General features: G+C 71.3%; 16 protein-coding genes. 11 read left to right on the top strand and 5 right to left on the bottom strand.

Going from position 1 to position 19,847, the window contains the following annotated elements:
- Positions 1 to 116 precede the first annotated feature (116 nt).
- Positions 117 to 1,646: a substrate-binding domain-containing protein gene (locus tag ACFVUT_RS14240; RefSeq protein WP_389648110.1), complete on the bottom strand. Its 1,530-nt coding sequence runs from the start codon at positions 1,644 to 1,646 to the stop codon at positions 117 to 119.
- A 251-nt stretch (positions 1,647 to 1,897) separates the two neighbouring features.
- Between ACFVUT_RS14240 and ACFVUT_RS14245 the strand changes: the two genes are divergently transcribed.
- Entirely contained in the window at positions 1,898 to 2,785 is an 888-nt protein-coding gene (locus tag ACFVUT_RS14245) for a glycoside hydrolase family 19 protein (RefSeq protein ID WP_389648113.1), read from the top strand.
- Positions 2,786 to 2,888: 103 nt separating this feature from the next.
- Here the strand turns inward: ACFVUT_RS14245 and ACFVUT_RS14250 are convergent, their stop codons facing one another.
- Positions 2,889 to 4,403, bottom strand: a complete 1,515-nt coding sequence (locus ACFVUT_RS14250) for a helix-turn-helix domain-containing protein (RefSeq protein ID WP_389648116.1) — start codon at positions 4,401 to 4,403, stop codon at positions 2,889 to 2,891.
- 357 nt (positions 4,404 to 4,760) lie between these two features.
- On the opposite strand from ACFVUT_RS14250, the gene dnaN reads away from it, so the two are divergent.
- Complete coding sequence (dnaN, locus tag ACFVUT_RS14255) at positions 4,761 to 5,888, top strand: DNA polymerase III subunit beta (protein WP_389648119.1); 1,128 nt, start codon at positions 4,761 to 4,763, stop codon at positions 5,886 to 5,888.
- A gap of 169 nt (positions 5,889 to 6,057) precedes the next feature.
- On the opposite strand, the gene ACFVUT_RS14260 is transcribed toward dnaN, so the two are convergent.
- A complete protein-coding gene (locus ACFVUT_RS14260) occupies positions 6,058 to 6,747 on the bottom strand; it encodes a hypothetical protein (protein WP_389648122.1) in 690 nt (229 codons plus the stop codon).
- Between the two features lie 301 nt (positions 6,748 to 7,048).
- On the opposite strand from ACFVUT_RS14260, the gene ACFVUT_RS14265 reads away from it, so the two are divergent.
- From ACFVUT_RS14265 to ACFVUT_RS14275, 3 genes are read left to right on the top strand one after another with little or no spacing between them, the layout of a single operon-like run.
- Positions 7,049 to 8,530, top strand: coding sequence for a DUF4331 domain-containing protein (locus ACFVUT_RS14265; RefSeq protein WP_389648125.1), 1,482 nt, complete (start codon positions 7,049 to 7,051; stop codon positions 8,528 to 8,530).
- Positions 8,527 to 9,834 (top strand): tetratricopeptide repeat protein, encoded by a 1,308-nt coding sequence (locus ACFVUT_RS14270; RefSeq protein WP_389648128.1) that lies wholly within the window; start codon positions 8,527 to 8,529, stop codon positions 9,832 to 9,834. Before ACFVUT_RS14265 ends, ACFVUT_RS14270 begins: the two co-directional genes overlap by 4 nt.
- Before the next feature lie 22 nt (positions 9,835 to 9,856).
- A complete protein-coding gene (locus ACFVUT_RS14275; RefSeq protein WP_389648131.1) occupies positions 9,857 to 11,371 on the top strand; it encodes a nickel transporter in 1,515 nt (504 codons plus the stop codon).
- On the opposite strand, the gene ACFVUT_RS14280 is transcribed toward ACFVUT_RS14275, so the two are convergent.
- Positions 11,372 to 13,330 (bottom strand): protein kinase, encoded by a 1,959-nt coding sequence (locus tag ACFVUT_RS14280; RefSeq protein WP_389648133.1) that lies wholly within the window; start codon positions 13,328 to 13,330, stop codon positions 11,372 to 11,374.
- Positions 13,331 to 13,521: 191 nt separating this feature from the next.
- Here ACFVUT_RS14280 and ACFVUT_RS14285 point away from each other — a divergent pair, with 191 nt between their 5' ends.
- The 3 genes from ACFVUT_RS14285 to ACFVUT_RS14295 all read left to right on the top strand — a co-directional run bounded on the left by ACFVUT_RS14285 (position 13,522) and on the right by ACFVUT_RS14295 (position 16,663).
- Positions 13,522 to 14,886: an aspartate aminotransferase family protein gene (locus tag ACFVUT_RS14285; RefSeq protein ID WP_389648136.1), complete on the top strand. Its 1,365-nt coding sequence runs from the start codon at positions 13,522 to 13,524 to the stop codon at positions 14,884 to 14,886.
- Positions 14,887 to 15,025: 139 nt separating this feature from the next.
- Positions 15,026 to 15,799 (top strand): GntR family transcriptional regulator, encoded by a 774-nt coding sequence (locus ACFVUT_RS14290; RefSeq protein ID WP_389648139.1) that lies wholly within the window; start codon positions 15,026 to 15,028, stop codon positions 15,797 to 15,799.
- Positions 15,800 to 16,012: 213 nt separating this feature from the next.
- Positions 16,013 to 16,663, top strand: a complete 651-nt coding sequence (locus ACFVUT_RS14295) for a hypothetical protein (protein ID WP_389648579.1) — start codon at positions 16,013 to 16,015, stop codon at positions 16,661 to 16,663.
- Between the two features lie 35 nt (positions 16,664 to 16,698).
- Here ACFVUT_RS14295 and ACFVUT_RS14300 read toward each other — a convergent pair whose 3' ends face one another.
- Complete coding sequence (locus tag ACFVUT_RS14300) at positions 16,699 to 17,523, bottom strand: SLATT domain-containing protein (protein WP_389648142.1); 825 nt, start codon at positions 17,521 to 17,523, stop codon at positions 16,699 to 16,701.
- A gap of 358 nt (positions 17,524 to 17,881) precedes the next feature.
- Between ACFVUT_RS14300 and ACFVUT_RS14305 the strand changes: the two genes are divergently transcribed.
- The 3 genes from ACFVUT_RS14305 (at position 17,882) to ACFVUT_RS14315 (ending at position 19,839) form a co-directional block, all read left to right on the top strand.
- Positions 17,882 to 18,217, top strand: coding sequence for a YbaB/EbfC family nucleoid-associated protein (locus tag ACFVUT_RS14305; protein ID WP_351086067.1), 336 nt, complete (start codon positions 17,882 to 17,884; stop codon positions 18,215 to 18,217).
- A 111-nt stretch (positions 18,218 to 18,328) separates the two neighbouring features.
- Positions 18,329 to 18,928: a recombination mediator RecR gene (recR, locus tag ACFVUT_RS14310; protein WP_389648146.1), complete on the top strand. Its 600-nt coding sequence runs from the start codon at positions 18,329 to 18,331 to the stop codon at positions 18,926 to 18,928.
- A gap of 251 nt (positions 18,929 to 19,179) precedes the next feature.
- Positions 19,180 to 19,839, top strand: a complete 660-nt coding sequence (locus tag ACFVUT_RS14315; RefSeq protein WP_389648149.1) for a DUF5063 domain-containing protein — start codon at positions 19,180 to 19,182, stop codon at positions 19,837 to 19,839.
- Positions 19,840 to 19,847 lie beyond the last annotated feature (8 nt).

Consider the following 19,847-nt stretch of genomic DNA (forward strand, 5'->3'; position numbering starts at 1 on the left):
CTCTCCGTGCTTCTGCGCTTCTGAGGGGCTGCGGGTCTGTGCTTCCGCGGGTCCGCCTCCGGCCGGTGCGGGCCGGTGCCGGCTGCCCTTCGTGTGTCCGGATGTTCCTGTGGCTGTCAGTCCTCGCCGCAGATCCGCAGCCCCTTCGGCGTCGCGCACGGCAGGTGTCCGTGCGTACGGATCACGTCCTGGCCGTTGCCGCGGCTGAGATAGCCCAGGAAGCTGGAGGCCAGTGAGTCGGCGGGCGGCCGGCCGTAGGTGTAGGCGTACTCGATCTCCCGGTACGGGTAGGTGCTGGAGCCGATCGTGTCGACGGACGGGACGGTGGAGTCGATGGCGAGCTGGTGGGCTCCCGACAGCTTCGTCCCCGCGCGCAGTTCGCTGTAGCCGATCGCGCCGTCGAGCCGGCCGACGGCGGCCAGGACCTGCTCGGTGGAGTCGAGTTCGCAGCGGACGACCCTGGCCTGCGCGTCGTCCTTGGTGGCGCAGTCGCGGGAGGACTGGGCGGGTTCGTTGCGGCCGAGCACGCGGCGCTGGAAGACCTCGCGGGTACCGGAGTTGGCGTCCCGGCTGACCAGGAGCACGGGCAGGTCGGGTCCGCCGAGCGCCTTCCAGTTGCGGATGTCGCCTGCGTAGATCTTCCGGATGTCGGCGAGGGTCAGGTTCTTCAGCGGGACGCGGTCGTTGACGACGAGGTGGAAGAGCGAGACGGCGACCCGGGTCTCGCGCAGTTGCGGGAAGCCGTCCGGCTTGGGGCCGTCGGAGAGCGCGATCAGTGCGGGCGAGCCGGACCTCCCGGCCGTGGCCCCCCGGTCGGCCAGTTCCCGTATCCCGGCGTTGCTGCCGTGCGCGTCCACGGTGACGGTGGAGCCCTCGCACTCCTTCTCGTACTTCTTCGCCAACTCCCTCACGACCGGAGCGAAGGCGGTGGAACCGGTCACCGTCAGGCGGCCCCGGGCGCAGCCGATCGGGGGCGGGGTGTCGTCGCGTATCAGGATGATCGAGGCCAGGGTGATGACGCAGACGGTCAGCGCCACGGTGATCAGCCGGGCGGCCCGGCCGAACAGCGGCGGCTTGTCGTCGGGGCGGGCGGCCCTGTTCGGTGTCACCTCGCCGTCCCGGATGCCGCCCGTGATCCTGATCGGGCCCTCCACGTTCGCCCCGGTGAGCAGCACCAGCAGCTTGAAGTGTTCGCCCCGGTTGAGCGGTACGCGCGGCAGTCGGATGAGTGGTCCGCTGTGCCGCATTCCGCCGGCCGGGGTGAAGTGCTCCATCAGGTGGTCGGCGCCGGGTGCCTGGGTGACCGCGATGCCGCGCACCGTGCGACCGGTGAACTCGACGGTGAGACCGTGCAGTTCACGGCCCGTGTAGTCGTTGTCGGCGATGGACTGCGAGCCGTCGTTCTCGATCCGCAGCAGGACGAGCGTGGCATCGGCCATGTCCGGCGTCTCGTTGAAGAGGCCGAGCCGCACATTGGCGCGGCCCTGGCTGACGTCGCTGCCGATCGGGGTGTCCATCTGGACGCGGTAGCCGATGTGCTTGCGGCGGGGCACGCGGCGCTCGTACCAGAGCACCCCGATGGAGGCCAGGACACCCAGCACGGCCGTTGCCACGGCCACGACGTTCTCGGCGCTGAACCACTCCACGGCTTCCTCGCACTCCCCTCGTTGGACGCGTGTGCGCGCGCCGGTGCGGGTCCGGTGTGCAGTTCGGGTCACCGTACGGGCGGCGTAGGGGAGTTGGGGGTGTGATGCGAGTCCTGTCGACGGGCGTTCGCCCGTTGTTCGTTCGTTGGTCCAGACCTTGACAGGTCCAGACCAACGGCGCTTGAGTGGCAGGTGACCCCCCATGGCGGCGCGCCGGCCCGCTCGGTGCGCCGCGCCGAAGGAGTGATCACGTGATCAGACGCATCATGGGCCTGCTGACCGCGCTGGGCGCGGTCGTCGCGATGGCCGTCCTGCTCCCCGCCACCAGCGCCGCGGCGGCCGACTGTGCGGCACCCTGGAACTCCTCGTCCGTCTACACCGGAGGCGGATCCGCCTCCTACAACGGGCACAACTGGACCGCCAAGTGGTGGACCCAGAACGAGACTCCGGGAAGTTCCGACGTCTGGGCGGACCAGGGCAGTTGTGGTGACGGCGGCGGTACGGACCCGGGCACCCCGTCCGGTTTCGTCGTCAGCGAGGCGCAGTTCAACCAGATGTTCCCGAACCGGAACCCGTTCTACACGTACGACGGTCTGACCGCGGCCCTGAGCGCCTACCCGGGCTTCGCGAACACCGGCAGTGACACCGTCAAGCGCCAGGAAGCCGCGGCGTTCCTCGCCAACGTCAGCCACGAGACGGGCGGTCTGGTGTACGTCGTCGAGCAGAACACGGCCAACTATCCGCACTACTGCGACAGCGGCCAGCCCTACGGCTGTCCGGCCGGTCAGGCCGCGTACTACGGTCGCGGCCCGATCCAGCTCAGCTGGAACTTCAACTACAAGGCCGCCGGTGACGCACTCGGTCTCGATCTGCTGGGCAACCCGTACCTGGTCGAGCAGAACGCCTCGGTCGCCTGGAAGACCGGCCTCTGGTACTGGAACACCCAGAACGGCCCCGGCACCATGACCGCCCACAACGCCATGGTGAACGGCGCCGGATTCGGCGAGACCATCCGCTCCATCAACGGCTCCCTGGAGTGCAACGGCGGCAACCCCGCCCAGGTCCAGAGCCGTATCGACCGCTACCAGGCGTTCGTGGCGATCCTCGGCACCACGCCCGGTTCCAACCTGAGCTGCTGACCTGCCCGTAGTCCGTGGATCCACAGCCTGTGGATCCACGGTCGCGATCCCCCCACCCGACGGGGGCGTGCCCGGCCCCGGCCGGTCACGCCCCCGTTCCGGTTCACCGGACGGCGCCGGCCTCCGCGAGGTCCAGGGCGCGGAAAGCGAGCCACAGGTCGTAACGGGCGCTCGGCGCCTGGAGCAGCGAACGCTCAAGTGTCGATTCGAGGCGGGTCAGCCGCTTGCGGGCCCCCGGTACCGAGAGGCCCAGAGCGGCGGCCGTCGGGCCCAGTTGTGCCTCGCACGCCAGCCAGGTGCGCAGCGTCGTACGCGGGTCGGCGGCGGTCCGGGACGTGTCGGACGGGGTGAGCGGGCGCAGTTGCCGGGCCGCCCATTCCTGGACGGCGGGGCCGCGCAGGACGGTGTCCAGCCGAGGGGGCGGGGCGGACTCCGGCCCGTTCGGGGCGGCCGTCCGGGGCACGGTGGGTGTGGCGCGGACGCGCAGGGCGAGGTCGAGTGCGGCCTGGTCGGCGAGCCGGTTCAGGTCGAGGCCGAGGAGTTCGCCGATCAGCCGGAGCCGTGCTGCCAGGGTGTTCCGGTGGATCTTCAGATGCTGGGTCGCGTGCGAGGAGAACGCGAGCCAGGAGGAGAGGGTGGCCGCGAGTTCCTGCCCGCCCGGATCGTGACTGCGGCGTGGCAGATGGGTGAGCAGCGGGTTCAGCAGCGCGTCCGCCCACTGCGCACCGGCGGCCCCGACGGCCAGGGCGGCCTCCGGCGCGGCGCCGAAGCGCGCGTGCCGGGTACGCAGGCCGCGGGCCACAGCCAGGGCATGAAACGCCTGGCGGTACCCGGTCGCCGTGTCGGACAGCGGTACCTCCTCGCTCATTCCCACAACGCACTCGTCGATCGTGCCGGCCACGCGCGGGCCCAACTGCTGTCCGGCCGCTTCCGGTTCCGTCGGCACGACGAGGATCAGATGACGTGCGTATACGGGACAGCGCACGATCCAGGACCGGCCGCCGGAGAGGTCGGCGCAGATCCGTGCCACGTCGTCCCGGCGGCCACCGGGACACTCCACGACGCACACCTGGACGGGGTCGGGCAGCGTGGGTTTCAGCGCCCCCGCGACCTGATGTGCGAGGGACAACTGGCCGGTCATGAGCAGGTGCAGCACCGCTTCCCGGCCGCGTGACTCCGCGAGGTCCACGCGACGGCGCTTGCGCTCCACGGTCTCCGCGGCCCAGCACAGGGCGAGAGGCATCGTGGCGTCGGAGAGGAGCGCGGCCAGTCCGTCGGGCAGCGGGCGCGGGGCGACGACGGCCAGAGCGGGGGGAGACGTGCCCGGCGGTCCGTCCAGCGCGAACAGCAGCGCGGTGTGCGGGCCCGTGTCGAACGAGAGGGAGCGCGCACCGCGCGAGGCCAGTTCCCTCGCACCCTCGGCGGCCGGCGCCGCGGCCTCGGCACCGGTGCGGTCCGGGGTCCGTGCCACGCCGTGCAGGACGGTGCCGGCACCGTCGACCAGACCGGCCCAGCCCTCGGCCCGGCCGGATATCCAGCGCAGGAGCCCCCGCGAACCGCCGGACCGGGCCAGCCGGTAGAGCCGCAGTACGTCCTCGGCCCTGTCCCGCGCCTGCACGTGTCCTCCGCCTCTGTGTCCGTACGCCTTCGTCCAGGAACGGAGCCGTGCCCGTGCCCATGAACGGAGGGCAGCGTAGTGGGTCTGGCTGTGCGGACTGATACCTGCGCCGGCCCACGCCGTGCGAACTGAATCTTTCGGTCGCGTACCCGGCGTCCTAGAGTCCGAACACGGTTGCGGGGCCCCCGACGGATTCGACGGATTCGACGGGGGCACGGGGGGCGACGGCAGTGGCTATCGGGGGTTGCCGCTGTCGTCGACCGCGACCGTCTTCTTCTCTTCCACTGTCAGTGGCGGCCCCTAGTGTCGGCTCACGGTCACGACCGCGAGCAGAGACAACGGGGAGAAGCCGCCACCATGGAATTCCGCATCGAGCGCAGTGCACTGACCGACGCCGTGGCGTGGGCGGCCCGGGTGCTGCCCACACGCTCCCCCGTTCCCGTGCTGGGCGGGCTGCGGTTGGAAGCGGCCGACGGCCGCCTGTGCGTCTCGGGCCTCGATCACGAGGCGTCCGCACGCATCGAGGCGGAGGCGGAGACGGTACGGGCGGGGAAGGTGCTGGTCATGGGCCGCCGGCTGCTCGATGTCTGCCGCGTGCTGCCCGACGGGGCGGTGGAATGCGCGGTCGAGGGCTCTCGGTTCTCGCTGACGAGTGACGGTGCCCGATTCGGGCTCTCGGTCCTGCCGTTCGACGACTGTCCGGCGCTCCCCGCGCTGCCGGACGTGCTCGGTGAGGTGGACGCGGACGCGTTCGCCGCGGCCGTCGCCCATGTGACGGTGGCGGCGGGCCGGGACGACACGCTGCCGGCCCTGACCGGCATCCGGCTGGCGCTCGATGGCGACACGATGACCCTTGCGGCCACGGACCGTTACCGGTTCGCGGTACGCACGCTCCCGTGGGCACCGGGGAAGGACGATGTCTCGGCCGATGTCGTCGTCTCGGCCCGCAGGCTGACCGAGATCGTCCGCGCCTTCGGCCGGGCCGGAACGGTCCGGCTCGCCCTGGACCACGCCTCGGTCGGTTTCGAACTGGCCGGGATGCGTACCACGGTGCGGCTGCTCGACGGCCGACTGCCGGGCCACGACAAGCTGTTCGCCCTGCAGGACCACGTCTCCGCGATGACGGACCGGGCGCCGCTGGTCGAGGCCGTCAAGCGTGTCGCCGTGGTCGCGGAGGGCAGCAGCCCGCTCCACCTGACGTTCTCCAGTGACGCGGTGCTGCTCCAGGCGGGCTACGAGGACGATGTGGCCTTCCAGCGTCTTCCTGCCGCACTCGCGGGTACGGGCGAGATGACCGTCGCCTTCAACCCCTCGTACCTGATGGACGCCCTGGCCTCGTTCGACGCGTCCGTGGTCCGGTTCGACCTGCTGGGCCCCGGCCTGCGTGCGATGGTCACCGGGTGGGAGACCCGGGAGGACGCTGCTCAGGGCGCATCGCACCCCGTGCACCAGCATCTGCTGATGTCGGCCAAGCCGTTGCTCTAGGGGCTTTCGTTCGGAGTCCGCGTCTGCCCCGGCACGGCGGAACGCCCGGACCGGTGCACGCGGGTACCGGGCCGGGCGTCGACCGAAGCGGGGAGATCGGCGCGAAGCGGCGGTGCGCCGAGGTGCCGAAGCGGCGGTGCGCCGAGGTGCCGAGGTGCCGAGGCGACGGCTAGAAGCTCGGGAAACCGATGGGCGACGTCCTGCCCGGGATGTAGTCGAAGTTCGGGGTGAGCGTGCCGAGCAGGCTGCCGGCACGCGGACCTTCACCGCCGGTCACCTGGGCGAAGAGCCGCGTGGCCTCGGCCGTGATGCGGAACGGCACCTTCTCCAGCCGGAAGCCCGTGGGGCTGGGACGGGCGCCGAGCAGGGCCTCGGCGGGAGTCGTGTCCGCGATCTGCACCTCGTCGGCGAACGGTACGCCGTTCACCGCGACGCCCGCGGAGTAGCCGGGGGTCGGCATCACGCGGATGTACGTCGGCTTCAGCGTGATGGTCCTGTCCGAGGCCGCGTGGTGGAAGTTGAGGCCGCCGGGGTAGAAGATGCGGCCCCGGGAGTCGAGACCATCGCCCGCCGTCGAACCGATCGGCATGTCGAAGCCCCGGCCGTCCGCGTCCATCACGAACGGGCTGATGGCCTCCAGCGTGACACCCTCGGCCCGCATCCAGCTCAACGTCTCCGGGCTCAGTTCCACATGGGCGTCACCCCACGGAGAGATGTACACACCCGGGAACGGGTCGGCGACGGTGGCCCGGTGCACGACCGGGGCCTGGGAACCGACCGCTCCGGCCGACGCCAGGCCGAACGGAACCGTCAGCGCGGTCAGTGCGGCGAGGACGGTGAGACGGCGGATTGCGCGCATATGCATAGATCCTTCCAGATCTGATGGTGTGTCACGGAAATGACGGGTTCGCGCCGGGATGGTCCAACAGCTTGTATGGAAAGTGGAGTTCACCAGAGAGGGTGGTGATTTCCGCCGATAGTCGACCAGCTGTCGGATATGCCCATCCATGCATACATGTGCGGCCGGACGAAACGGTCGTTAGACCGCCCGGCGGAAAAGGGTCACGCGATCGGGGGGCAACCGCGCGCTGGGTGCGCATCATGATCAACAACGCTCCAGGCTGGGCCCACTCCCCCCACGCCGAGCACTGGAGCGTTGCATGCCAGCAACCGTCCGACCATCACGCGCGACCACACGCGGGCGCCTCGCCGTCCTCACGGCAACGGCAGCCGCTCTGACCGGCGCGTCCCTCTGGGGACCGATGACCGGCATCGGGGAGGCGGGCGGTCACATCGACGCTCCGTCGTCCGTGCTCGACACCGCGGCGGACCTCACCGACGTCTACGCGTTCAGCAGCCCCGACAACCCCGACATGGTCACCCTCATCGCGAACGTGCGGCCGTTCCAGATGCCGGGCACCGCCGCGAACGCGCTGGTGGACTATCCGTTCGCGACCGGTGCACGGTACGAGATCCACACGGACGGCGACGGCGACGGGGTGCCCGACACCACCTACCGCTGGACCTTCCGGAACGACGACCGCCGGCCCTTCGGGCTCGGCCCCAAAGTCGGCCCCGGGCCCGTGACGTCCCTCGACGACCGGTCCCTCGGCGTGCGTCAGAAGTACACCCTGGAACGGGTCACGTCGGGCGGCGCCGCCCAGACGCTGCTGAGCGATGCGATCGCGGCGCCGACCGACACCGGACGGTTCCTGATGCCGGACTACGGCACGCTGCGGGCGCAGGCGATCCGCGAACTTCCGGGTGGCGGACGCACATTGGCAGGCCAGGCGGCGGACTCGTTCAAGGCGGACAGCCAGGTCTTCGGTCTCTACACGGTCGGTACGCGCGGCCCCGTGCCCGGCTGGCTGCCGGACGCCCAGCCGCTGTCGGTGCTCAACGTGAACAGCCTGATCATCCAGGTGCCCAAGCGCGAGGTGGCGCTGAACGGCGACCCGGCGCGCAATCCGGTGATCGGGGTGTGGGCCGACGTCTCCCGGCAGGGGGCGGACCTGGGCCGGAGCCTGGCGAAGCAGGCCCCGGTGTTCCGGCAGGTTTCGCGGCACGGCAACCCGCACCTGGCGTTCACGGTGTACGGCTCGACCGTCGGCTTCTTCAGGCCGGGCGGGCCCGAGGACCGGTTCCAGGCGCGGGCGCCCAAGGACGACCACCTGGAGAACGACTTCCTCGCCGCCACGCTCGACCCCGTACCGCCCCACCGCATCCAGGCAGCTCAGGGGTTTCCGGCACCGGCGACTCCGCGCACCGACATCCAGGCCCTGTTCCTCAAGGGCATCGGCAAGGACAACGGCGCGACGTTCGGTTTCGACCTGAACACCCACACCATGAACGCGGACGCCGACCGGAGCCGCATCGTGATGGCGGAGGAACTGCGGCTGAACCTGATGACGCCGGTCACCGCCGAGCCGCGCGCCATGGGCGTACTCGACGGGGATCCGCAGGGCTTCCCCAACGGGCGCCGGCTCAACGACAACATCGACGGCCCACTGCTGCGGATGCTGGAGGGCGAACCCGCCCAGGCGTCACCGCCCGGACTTCTGCCCAGGCCGGTGGCCGCCCTGGAGGTCGCCGACGCGCAGCGCACCTTCCCGTATGTCAACCTGCCGCACGCGGGCCCATGAGGCGTCTGTTCTCCGCGGCAGGCGGTGCGGTGGTGGTCACCGGCTGCGTGGCGGGACTGCTGTACCTCGGCCCTGCGGCCGACAGGCACCCGTCGGCCACCGCCCCGCAGGCCGTGTCGATGCGGGGCGGAGCCGCCCCCGACGCCCTGGCCTTCGCCGTCACCACCGCCCGCAAGCGCACCGAACGATATCCGGACGACCCGACAGCCTGGTCGGGGCTGGCACGCACCGAGATCGAACAGGCCCGTGTCACGCTCGACGCGGGCCACCTCGACGCGGCCGACGAGGCCCTGCGCCGTTCCCTGGCCCTTGAACGCGAGGACAACTACGCCGCCGTCACGGGCCGGGGGCTGGTGGCCAACGCCCGCCACGGATTCGCCGAGGGCCGCGACTTCGGGCTCCGCGCCACCCGGATGGCCCCCGACCGTGCGGACGGCTACGCGGTCCTGGCCGATGCGGAGATCCAGCTCGGCCACTATCCGGCAGCCAGAGCGGCCGTGCAGCGCCTGCTGGACATCGCCCCGGCCGGCGCCGCGTACAGCAGGGCGGCATACGACCTGGAGACCAACGGCAGACCGAAGGACGCCGCGATCGCGCTCCAACGGGCCGTGGACAGCGCGGGAACGGAGGACGAACGCGCCTTCGCCGAGGCCCGGTCGGGAGACCTGGCATGGTCCGAGGGCGCGGTGGACCGCGCGGAACGGCACTACAGGCGCGCGCTGGACGCCGTACCCGGCCATCCGTACGCGCAGGCCGGGACGGCCAGGGTGTACGCGGTGCGCGGCGACACGGCGAAGGCCCTGGACCTGTACCGGCGGCTGGTCGAGCGGACGCCGCTGCCGCAGTTCCTGGCGGAGGCGGTGGAACTGGGCGGGGGAGACGCGCGTGTGCGCGGTGCGAAGGCGGCATTGGACGCGCAGGTACGGCTGTTGCGTGCCTCCGGTGGACCCGTCGACCCGCATCTCGCCCTGTACGTGGCCGATCATGGCGACCCGGAGGTCGCCGTGGATCTCATGCGCGGCGAGTGGAGACGCGCCCGGAGCGTCATCGTCGCCGACGCGCTGGGCTGGGCGCTGCACCGTGCGGGGCGCGACCTCGAAGCCGTCGGATACGCCCGCACAGCGGCGAGGACCGGGTGGCGCAACGCGCTGTTCCGGTACCACCGGGGCGCGATCGAGCACGCCCTCGGGCTGCCCGGGGCCGACGGGCATCTGCGTGAGGCGCTCGCCCTGAACCCGCATTTCTCGCCGTACCACGCACCGCTGGCCACGCAGATGCTCACAGACGACCTGACACAGACCTGAAGAGATCCGAGCCACCGAGTTGATGAAGCGTTTGAGCCGTGCGGTGCCCGCCGCGCTGCTTCTCTGTCTGACCGTCGCGCCCCCCGTGCATGCCCAACCGGCGCACCCGCTGGGCAATTTCAGCCTCAATCACTACGACGGGCTGCGGCTCGCGCCGGACAGGATCGAGGACACGGCCGTTGTCGACAGCGCGGAGATCCCCACCGCCCAGGACGAGGACGCCACCGACACCGACCGGGACGGAACGGTCTCGACGGCGGAGGCCGCTGCCCGCGCCGAACGGCGGTGTGCGCAACTGGCCGCGCGGACCCGGGCCTCGGTGGACGGCAGGCAGCTGACCTGGCGCGTCGGGCGGAGCGCCCTGACGTACGCGAAGGGGGCGGCGGGCCTGCCCATCGCCAGGCTGACGTGCGCGCTGCGCGCCGACGCCGACCTCTCCGGGCCGGCCCGCGTCATGTTCGCCTCGGGGGCGGACGCGGCGCGGACCGGCTGGAAGGAGATCACGGCAACCGGGACGGGGACGAAGCTGGTCGACGCATCGGTACCGGAGCGGAGTGCGAGCGATGTGCTGCGTCACTATCCGGCCGGTGGGCAGCCGTTGGACGTGGTCCGGGCGGACCTGCGCACGGAACCGGGTGGCGGGGGCGAGGGGGGTGCCACAGCGCCTCGGCGTCCCGGCGCCGCGCCGGTGGTGGACCGGGGTGCCGTCCTCTTCCCGGCCCTGGAGGACCGCCTCACCGCTCTGACATCGGGACAAGACCTCACCCTGCCGGTGGGTCTGCTCGCGGTTCTGCTCACGATGCTGCTCGGTGCCGGCCACGCGGCGTTGCCGGGACACGCCAAGCTCGTCGTCGCCGCCTGCCTGGCACGGAGGAAGGGCGGTGTGCGGGCCGCGTGCGCCGTCGGCGCGACGGTCACCGTGACCCACACCGCAGGGGTGCTGGCCGTGGGACTGGTACTGACCGCGGGCGGCGGCTTCCTGGGGGAACGGCTGCTGGGGTGGCTGGGCGTGGTGAGCGGAGTCGTGATCGTGGTGCTGGGGACGGGACTCGTGGTGACAGCCGTACGGACACTGCGCACAGGCGGATCCCCGGCATCCCACGGGCACGGGCCCGACCAGGATCACAGGCACCACCATGGGCATGGGCATGGGCAGGACCACGGTCATGGGCTCGGGCATCACGGGCAGGGCGACGCCGCGGCGGAGCCGGTCCGGCGCAGCGGGTTGCCGACGCTGCTCGGCGTCGGGCTGGCGGGCGGGCTGGTGCCCAGCCCGTCCGCACTGGTCGTGCTGCTGGGTGCCGTCGCGCTCAGCCGTACGTTCTTCGGCGTCCTGCTGGTCGCCGGGTACGGCCTGGGCATGGCCCTCACCCTCACCGCCGCCGGTCTGCTGCTCTCCGGCGGCGGCAACAGGCTCGCCGCCCTGGGAGAGCGGCGCCTGCCCGCGCTCCGGCGCTACACGCCGTACGGGAGCGTGCTGACCGCGCTGACCGTCCTCGCTGTGGGGATGGGCCTCACGCTGCGCGGCCTGGGCTGATCAGTCGGCCTTGGTGTAGGTGAGCTGCTCGCCCCCGCCCGTGCTCTCACGGCGCAGGGAGCCGTCCGGGAGCAGGGTCAGCGTGGTCGCTCTGCCCGCGGTGCACGACGTCATGGGTTCGCCGACGACGACCGCGGAGGGGCCGACCTCGACGGGGCCGGCCGGGGAAGGCTCCGCGGTCAGGTCCGCCCGGAAGACGCAGTGGTAGGAGCCGCCGCCGTCCAGCGGGCCGTCCGCGGTGAGCGTGAGGACGGGCTGGCCCACCGCGCCCTGCTGGATGACGAGTTCCCGGCTGGAGCGGCCCGACGGGTTGTCGATGGCACCGGACCAGGTGCCGAGGTAGCCGGACGGTACGGGGCCGTCGCTGTTCGTCTTCTCGTCGGAGGGATCCGCGTCCGGGGACGGCGGACCGCCGGTGACGGGGGAGTCCGACGAGGTCCCCGACGGCGAGACGGTGGGGGACGGGCCGGGCGTCGGCCCGCTGTCGCTCATCAGCGCGTAGACGGACCCTCCCGCGCCGATCGCGACGAGCACGGCTATGGCGACGAGAGCGATGGTCGAACCCCTTCCGCGACGGGCGGGTTCGGGGCCGGGTTGCGAGGCGTCGGAGTAGAGGGGGCCGTACGGGGGTGTGGCGCCGAAACCGGGTTGCTGCTGGTGCTGCGGATATCCGTATCCGGAGTAGTTCTGCTGGGCGCCGAAGGGCTGGCCGGGATGAGGCTGGCCGGGATGAGGCTGGGCGGGATGTGGCTGGCCGGGATGTGGCTGGGCAGGCAGCTGCGGATATCCGTACGAGGGGGAGGGCGTCCCGTGGGGCGGGACGGGCGCGAAGGCGGGAGGGGACGTGGGCGTGGGAGTGGGGCCGGGCATCGGAGGACCGGGCATCGGAGGACCGGGCATCGGAGGGCCGGCCGTCGTGGGGAGCGTGGGGACGACGCCGGGAGGTGCGGGAGCGGGACGGTCGGCGGGCGCTGCGGGGTCCGCAGGCGCCTCGTTCGCGACGGGCCCCTGCCCGGTGACCTCTTCCGGGTCCTCGGAGTTCAGCAGTTCCACGGCGTGGCGGCCGAGTTGGGCGATGATCGCGCCCGGGAGCCAGGGTTCCGCGGTGTCGCCGTCGGCGAGTCGCTCCAGGATCGCGTCCGTTGCCGGACGGGCGGCCGGGTCCTTGAGCAGGCAGTCCCTGACCAGTTCGACGAGGTCCACCGGGACGCCGGTCAGATCCGGTTCCTCCTGCGCGATCCGGAACATCTGCGCGTGCACGCCGCTGTCGGACGTCCCGAACGGAAGCCGGCCGGTCGACGCGTACGCCAGCACCGAGCCGAGACAGAAGACGTCGCACGCCGGCGTCACCCGCTCGCCCCGCACCTGTTCGGGCGCCATGAAACCCGGCGAACCGACCAGCGCCCCGGTGCGGGTGAGACTGCCCTGGGCGACGGTGTCGAGTGCCCGTGCGATACCGAAGTCGATGACGCGCGGTCCGTCGATCGTCAGCAGGATGTTGGAGGGTTTGAGGTCGCGATGGATGAGCCCGGCGGCGTGGATGGCCTGGAGGGCATGGGCGAGACCGGCACCCAGGATGTGAACCGAACGCTCCGGCAGGGGACCGTACACACCGGGAACCGTTCCCGCGGGCGCGCCCCTGCGGCCGGAGACGGTGGCCTGGAGCGAGGGCCCGGCGACATACCCGGTCGCGACCCAGGGCACGGCGGCCTCGGTGTCGGCGTCCAGCACGGAGGCGGTCCAGGCGGAGCCGACCCGGCGGGCGGCGTGCACCTCCTGGCGGAAGCGGTCGCGGAACTCCTGCTGCTCGGCGAGCTCGCCGCGCACCAGCTTGATCGCGACGGTGCGGCCGCGGTCCGAGCGGGCCAGATAGACCTGACCCATGCCGCCTGCGCCGAGCCGGCCCAACAGGCGGTAGGCGCCGATGCGTTGCGGGTCGGCAGGCCCGAGCTTCTCCATGGTGTGCGTCCTCCCCCGTACGGCGATACACCGCAACGCGTCGAGAATAGCGGCGCGCGACACGCCCCGTCGGGCCCGGTTTCCCACCACGAGGTGCCCCCGTGCCGACCCGACACCCTGCCCACCAAAGCGCCCCACGCCATACAAGGTGGCCATGTCGAGCCGCTCCCGGCGCCGCCTACGCTCACCACATGACCCCTCATGCCCCTCATGTCGACCCCGCTGCCGGTGCGGCCGTGAAGGCCGCCGACCGCGCGCACGTGTTCCACTCCTGGTCCGCCCAGGGCCTGATCGACCCGCTCGCCGTCGCCGGCGCCGAGGGGGCGTACTTCTGGGACTACGACGGCAACCGCTACCTGGACTTCACCAGCGGCCTCGTCTTCACCAACATCGGCTACCAGCACCCGACCGTCGTCGCCGCGATCCAGGAGCAGGCGGGCAAGCTCGCCACCTTCGCCCCCGCGTTCGCGATCGAGGCGCGCTCCGAGGCCGCACGCCTCATCGCCGGGCGCACCCCCGGCGACCTGGACAAGATCTTCTTCACCAACGGGGGCGCGGAGGCGGTCGAGAACGCCGTCCGCATGGCTCGGCTGCACACCGGGCGTACGAAGGTGCTCTCCGCGTACCGCTCGTACCACGGCGCCACCTCCACCGCGATCAACCTGACCGGTGACCCGCGCCGCTGGCCGTCCGACCACGGCTCGGCCGGGGTCGTCCACTTCTGGGCCCCGTTCCTCTACCGCTCGCCGTTCCACGCCGAGACGGAGGCCGAGGAGTGCGCCCGGGCGCTCCAGCACCTGGAGGACACCCTCGCCTTCGAGGGCGCCGCCACCGTCGCCGCGATCATCCTGGAGACGATCCCCGGCACGGCGGGCATCATGACCCCGCCGCCCGGCTACCTCGCGGGCGTACGCGAGATCTGCGACCGGTACGGCGTCGTCTTCATCCTCGACGAGGTGATGGCCGGCTTCGGACGCACCGGCGCATGGTTCGCCGCCGACCACTTCGACGTGGTGCCGGACCTCATGACGTTCGCCAAGGGCGTCAACTCCGGATATGTGCCGCTGGGCGGTGTCGCCATCTCCGCCGAGATCGCCGCCACCTTCGAGACCCGCGCCTACCCGGGCGGACTGACCTACTCCGGTCACCCGCTGGCCTGTGCGGCCGCCGTCGCCACCCTTCACGTGATGGAGGACGAGAAGGTCGTCGAGAACGCCGCCCGCATCGGCGAGACGGTCCTCGGCCCCGGTCTGCGCGAACTGGCCGAGAACCATCCGTCGGTCGGCGAGGTCCGCGGCCTCGGCGCGTTCTGGGCGCTGGAGCTGGTCCGTGACAAGGAGACCCGCGAGCCGCTGGTCCCGTACAACGCGGCGGGCGCGGACAACGCGCCGATGGCGGCCTTCGGCGCCGCGGCGAAGAAGAGCGGCCTGTGGCCCTTCATCAACATGAACCGGACCCATGCCGTTCCGGCCTGCAACATCACCGAGGCCGAGGCCAAGGAGGGCCTCGCCGCTCTTGACACGGCACTGTCGGTCGCGGACGAGTACACCGTGTAGGCGCGTCCACCGCTCCATGGCGGGCCCGTAAACCCCGCACCGGGGCGCCCCTTCCCCTGTCACTCCGTCCTCTGCCCGGATCCGGGCACGGCGGCCCTGGCTTAAGGTGATCCAAGCCGGACATCGGGGAAGGGGCGCCATGGGCGCGAGCGGAGCTGTGACCCGCAGTACGCTGCGGCAGCAGATCGCGGACGCGCTGCGTGACGAAGTGCTTGCGGGGCGTCTGCAACCGGGACGGGAGTTCACCGTCAAGCAGATCGCCGAGCAGTACGGCGTCTCGGCGACGCCGGTACGTGAGGCACTCTTCGATCTCTCCGCGCAGGGCCTGCTCGAATCGGATCAGCACCGCGGTTTCCGGGTGCACGAGTTCACCGTCGCCGACTACCGCGCGATGGTCGAGGCCCGCGCCCTGGTGATGGACGGGGTCATCGGCCGCGCCTTCCACGAGCCGGGGCTGTCGGCCGCGCAGGCCGTGGCGTACCGCGACTGCCTCGTCTCCCTGCGGCGCAGGGCCCAGGAGGCGGCGCGAGCGGCGCAGGGCGGCGACCTCGACATCCTCATCGGTTACGACCTGCGTTTCTGGCGCGAGCTGGGTGCACTGCTGGGCAACGCGTACATCAACGATTTCCTGCACCGGCTGCGCGTCCAGGCCTGGGTGTTCGCGGTGCCGTACCTGCGCCACGACGTGGGCGCCCGGGAGTGGCTCTGGCACGGCCATCCGGAGCTCGTCGCGGCGGTCACGCTCGGCGAGCACGACGCGGTGCGAGCGGTGATCGACGGCTTCAACGCACAAGCGCTGAGCTGGGCGGACCGGCTCGCGGCGGGACACCGCGCGCCCCCGCGCGACGGCGCGCAGCCGACCGGACAGGACCCGGACACCGGAGCGCCGCAGTCGCAGCCCCCCAAGCGCTGACCCACGCGTCCTGAGTCCCACGGTCCGCGTGCCTGCCGCGTGTCCGGACCCCGGCGCCGCGTGCCGGCCGCGCGCCGGCCGCGCGTACCGGAAGCCGGGCCTGACCGACCCGGAACCGTGACCGTCGGCCACTGTGCGCGACGAGCCCACCGCATTACGCTGTCCCGACCGTTGTGATTATTCCGATGTGCACCCGTGGGAGAGCGAGACTTCGTGGCCTGTGACCTGTGGCTGGTCCCCCTCGTCGATGTGCTGTGCCACAGCCCCGACAACCCGTTCGCCGAAGAGATAGCCGTCTACGACAAGGCGTTGGGTGAAGCCGGACTGCCGCCCGTCCCCGTGTACGCCTACATGCCGGGCCTGACCGGCGACGTCGCCCCGGTCGCGGGCTTCGACTACGACGCACTGCACTTCCTGCGCCGCGCCTATCTGCTCCAGCTCAGCGGTCTCGCGGTCACGCCCGTCGACGAACTGGGCGGGGACTACGAACAGTTGCTGGAGATGTTCGAGGCGACAGCCCGGCAGTCCCATCTGGTCTGGCACTACGACCATGCGGGGGCGTACGTTCCGCTGGACTTCGCCGCCCCGCTCTCCAACGACGACCTGCTGGAGGGCGGCGGCCCGCTCGGCTCCGTGCACGGCCTGCTGCGGGAGCTGGAGTTCGTCGCCCCGTCCCTCGGTATCGACCCGGCGAACCCGCCGGCCGCTCCGCTGCCGCCGGCCGCACCGACCTCCCTGGAGGAGCCGGCGGGCCCGATCCCGTACGACGACAGCCCGTTCGCCCGTGAACGGCACGTCTGGCTGGGCCTGCACGCGGCGGCCACGCGCAGCCTCGCCCAAGGCTCCATGATCGTCTTCAGCTGAGTCGGTCGGGCGCCTCCGGGGTCACCGCGGTGCCGTCACCGAGGGGACTCCGGAGGCCGCTGGCGCGGCATGTTCGGCCGGGTCATCGTCTGCATCGGGAACCGTCCCGGCGACGCCCCCTGGTCCGTACGGCCGCTTCCCCCGCTGCCCGAGGACAGCGCCTGCATGCCCATCGGCGCGGGTCCGGCCCGGAACTCCACCATCCAGTCCGCGGTCTCGGTCCGTACGAGTTCCGTGATGTCCTCCGAGAAACGCCGCAGCACCCCCAGACACCGCTCGGCGGCCTCGCTGGCCGTCCCCTCCGTCGGTCCGAGCACCTCGCGCACGCACTCCGACGCCCAGTCGAACTGCAGCACCTGAAGGCGTCGCTGTACGGCCTGGGCGGTGGCGAGGTTCCTTATCCAGCCCGAGGTCAGGCCGAAGTACCGGTCGCATGCCATGCACGCCGCGCCCAGCAGCAGCGACAGATAGCCCCAGCCCGCCGCGTCGTTCAGCGCCCCGGTGAGATCGAGCAACGGCAGCGCCGCGCCCGCCACCGCCCCGGCGGCCGTACCGATCCGCAGGGCCCTGGCGCAGCGCCGCTTCCACACCCGGTCCCGCAGGTACCAGTCGGCGGTGTACAGCGCATCGGCCTCGACCCAGCGGTACAGCTCGTCGAGGCGTTCGGCGGGTTCGCCCCAGTCGCCGAGCGGGAACGGCGTGCCGGTCAGATCCCGGCCTCGCGCACCACGGCCCCACGTGTCCCGGCCTCGCGCACCCCGGCCACGCGTGCCGGAGCCCGCACCGGAGGAACCGGCCGAGCCGGCCGCACCGGGCTCGTTGCGGGACGTCCCTTCGGGCTGCATCTCCGGCTGACTCACCGGGGTACTCCTCTGCATTCTGCGTAGCGACGCCTGATGTGTGGCGGTGTGTTCGACGGTGGGCTGATCACTGCTCTCCGGCGTGGCCGACTGTCCCGTATGGGTAACTTTGCGTGACGAGCGGTGCGTCTGTGTGTCTTGATGCGCATGCCCTTCCTACCGCCGAATGGTGGGCCGTGGGGTCGAAATCGCGGTATTTCTGGGTGTGCAGGGCCTGTGATCAGGTATAGGAGTCACGCCGACGCTGCTCGAAACTCACTCGAAAGAGTTGCTCGCCAGCGGGTCGGGCGCGCTGCGCGGTGACCACGTAGGCTCGGCGTACCGAAACATTTTTGTCGTCGAATTGCCAGGAGTGACCGTGATTCCCGGTGGTGGTCAGCCCAATATGCAGCAGTTGCTGCAGCAGGCCCAGAAGATGCAGCAGGATCTCGCCACGGCCCAGGAGGAGTTGGCCAGGACCGAGGTCGAGGGGCAGGCGGGTGGCGGTCTGGTGAAGGCGACCGTGACCGGCTCCGGAGAGCTGCGTGCTCTGGTGATCGATCCCAAGGCCGTCGACCCGGAGGACACCGAGACGCTCGCGGACCTCGTCGTCGCCGCAGTCCAGGCGGCGAACGAGAACGCGCAGCAGCTTCAGCAGCAGAAGCTGGGCCCGCTGGCCCAGGGTCTGGGCGGCATGCCCGGTCTCCCCTTCTGATTCCTCGGACCTTCTGATTCCTCGGAATTCTCTCCGAGTCCTCCGGATCTCTTCTGACCTGCGATCCGAACTCGTAAGTTGTAGGCATAGCTCTTCCAGGAAGGCGTTCCGTTGTACGAAGGCGTGGTTCAGGACCTCATCGACGAGCTGGGCAGGTTGCCAGGCGTCGGTCCCAAGAGCGCGCAGCGGATCGCCTTCCACATCCTGCAGGCCGAGCCGACCGATGTGCGCCGCCTTGCCCACGCCCTCCTGGAGGTCAAGGACAAGGTCAGGTTCTGTACGGTCTGCGGCAATGTCGCCCAGCAGGAGCAGTGCGCCATCTGCCGGGACGCGCGCCGCGACCAGACGGTCATCTGCGTGGTCGAGGAGCCGAAGGACGTCGTCGCGATCGAGCGGACCCGTGAGTTCCGGGGCCGGTACCACGTGCTCGGCGGTGCGATCAGTCCGATCGAGGGCGTCGGCCCCGACGATCTGCGCATCCGTGAGCTGCTCGCCCGTCTCGCCGACGGTTCGATCACGGAGCTGATTCTGGCGACCGACCCCAACCTGGAGGGCGAGGCCACGGCGACGTACCTCGCGCGGATGGTCAAACCGATGGGCCTGCGGGTCACCAGGCTGGCCAGCGGCCTGCCGGTGGGCGGCGACCTGGAGTACGCGGACGAGGTCACCCTGGGCCGCGCCTTCGAGGGGAGGCGCCTGCTCGATGTCTGATGCCTTCCCGCACGCGGTGTCCGGCGCTTTCCCGCACGCGGTGTCTGGTGCTTTCCCGCACGCGCCGTCCCGTGTCTCAGCCGTCCCCGCGGCCGGGGCGGCCGGTGTCTCAGCCGTCTTTGCGGCTACGACGGCCGGTGCCTCGACGCAGGCGAGGTCTGAGGTCCGTGCACCGGCTCACGACGGTTTTACGTTCAGCGACGCTATGTTCTACTCACCGTTCGCGACCGTGCCCACGGGAGGTCCCCTCGATGTCTGACGCCACGCTGAACTCCGTCACGCAGGATCCTGACGACTTCGCCGTCCAGATCGCCGACCAGATCAAGACGTTCATCGTCGCGGTCACCGAGGTGTCCAGGGTCGAGGAGCCCGAGGAAGCCGTCCCCGTACTGCTGCTCCAGATCTCCCAGCTGCTGCTGGCGGGGGGCCGGCTCGGCGCGTACGAGGACATCGTTCCCGACGAGCGCTACGAGCCGGATCTGGGAGCCGAGCCGGACGCCGACGGTCTGCGGGAGCGGTTCGCCGCCCTGCTGGAGCCGATCGACGTCTACTCCGAGGTCTTCGACCCGTACGAGCCCCGCAAGGCCCCGGTCCCGGCCCGCATCTCGGACGACCTGGCGGACCTGGTCACCGACCTGCGCCACGGCCTGGCCCACTACGAAGAGGACCGTACGACCGAGGCCCTCTGGTGGTGGCAGTTCTCCTACTTCTCCAACTGGGGCTCCACCGCGTCAGCCACTCTGCGCGCCCTCCAGTCCCTGATCGCCCACATCCGCCTCAACCAGCCCCTCCAGGAGCTGGACGGCCTGGACACGGACTCGGAGACCGTCGACGAGGAGTTGGCCGAGGAAGCGGGCCGGGTGATGGCCGAGGAGATCGCCGGACCGCTGGGCCTGCGTCCGGTGCAGTAGTGCCGCCG

Origin of the sequence: Streptomyces sp. NPDC058051 (assembly GCF_042885475.1) — a bacterium.
GTDB lineage: Bacteria > Actinomycetota > Actinomycetes > Streptomycetales > Streptomycetaceae > Streptomyces.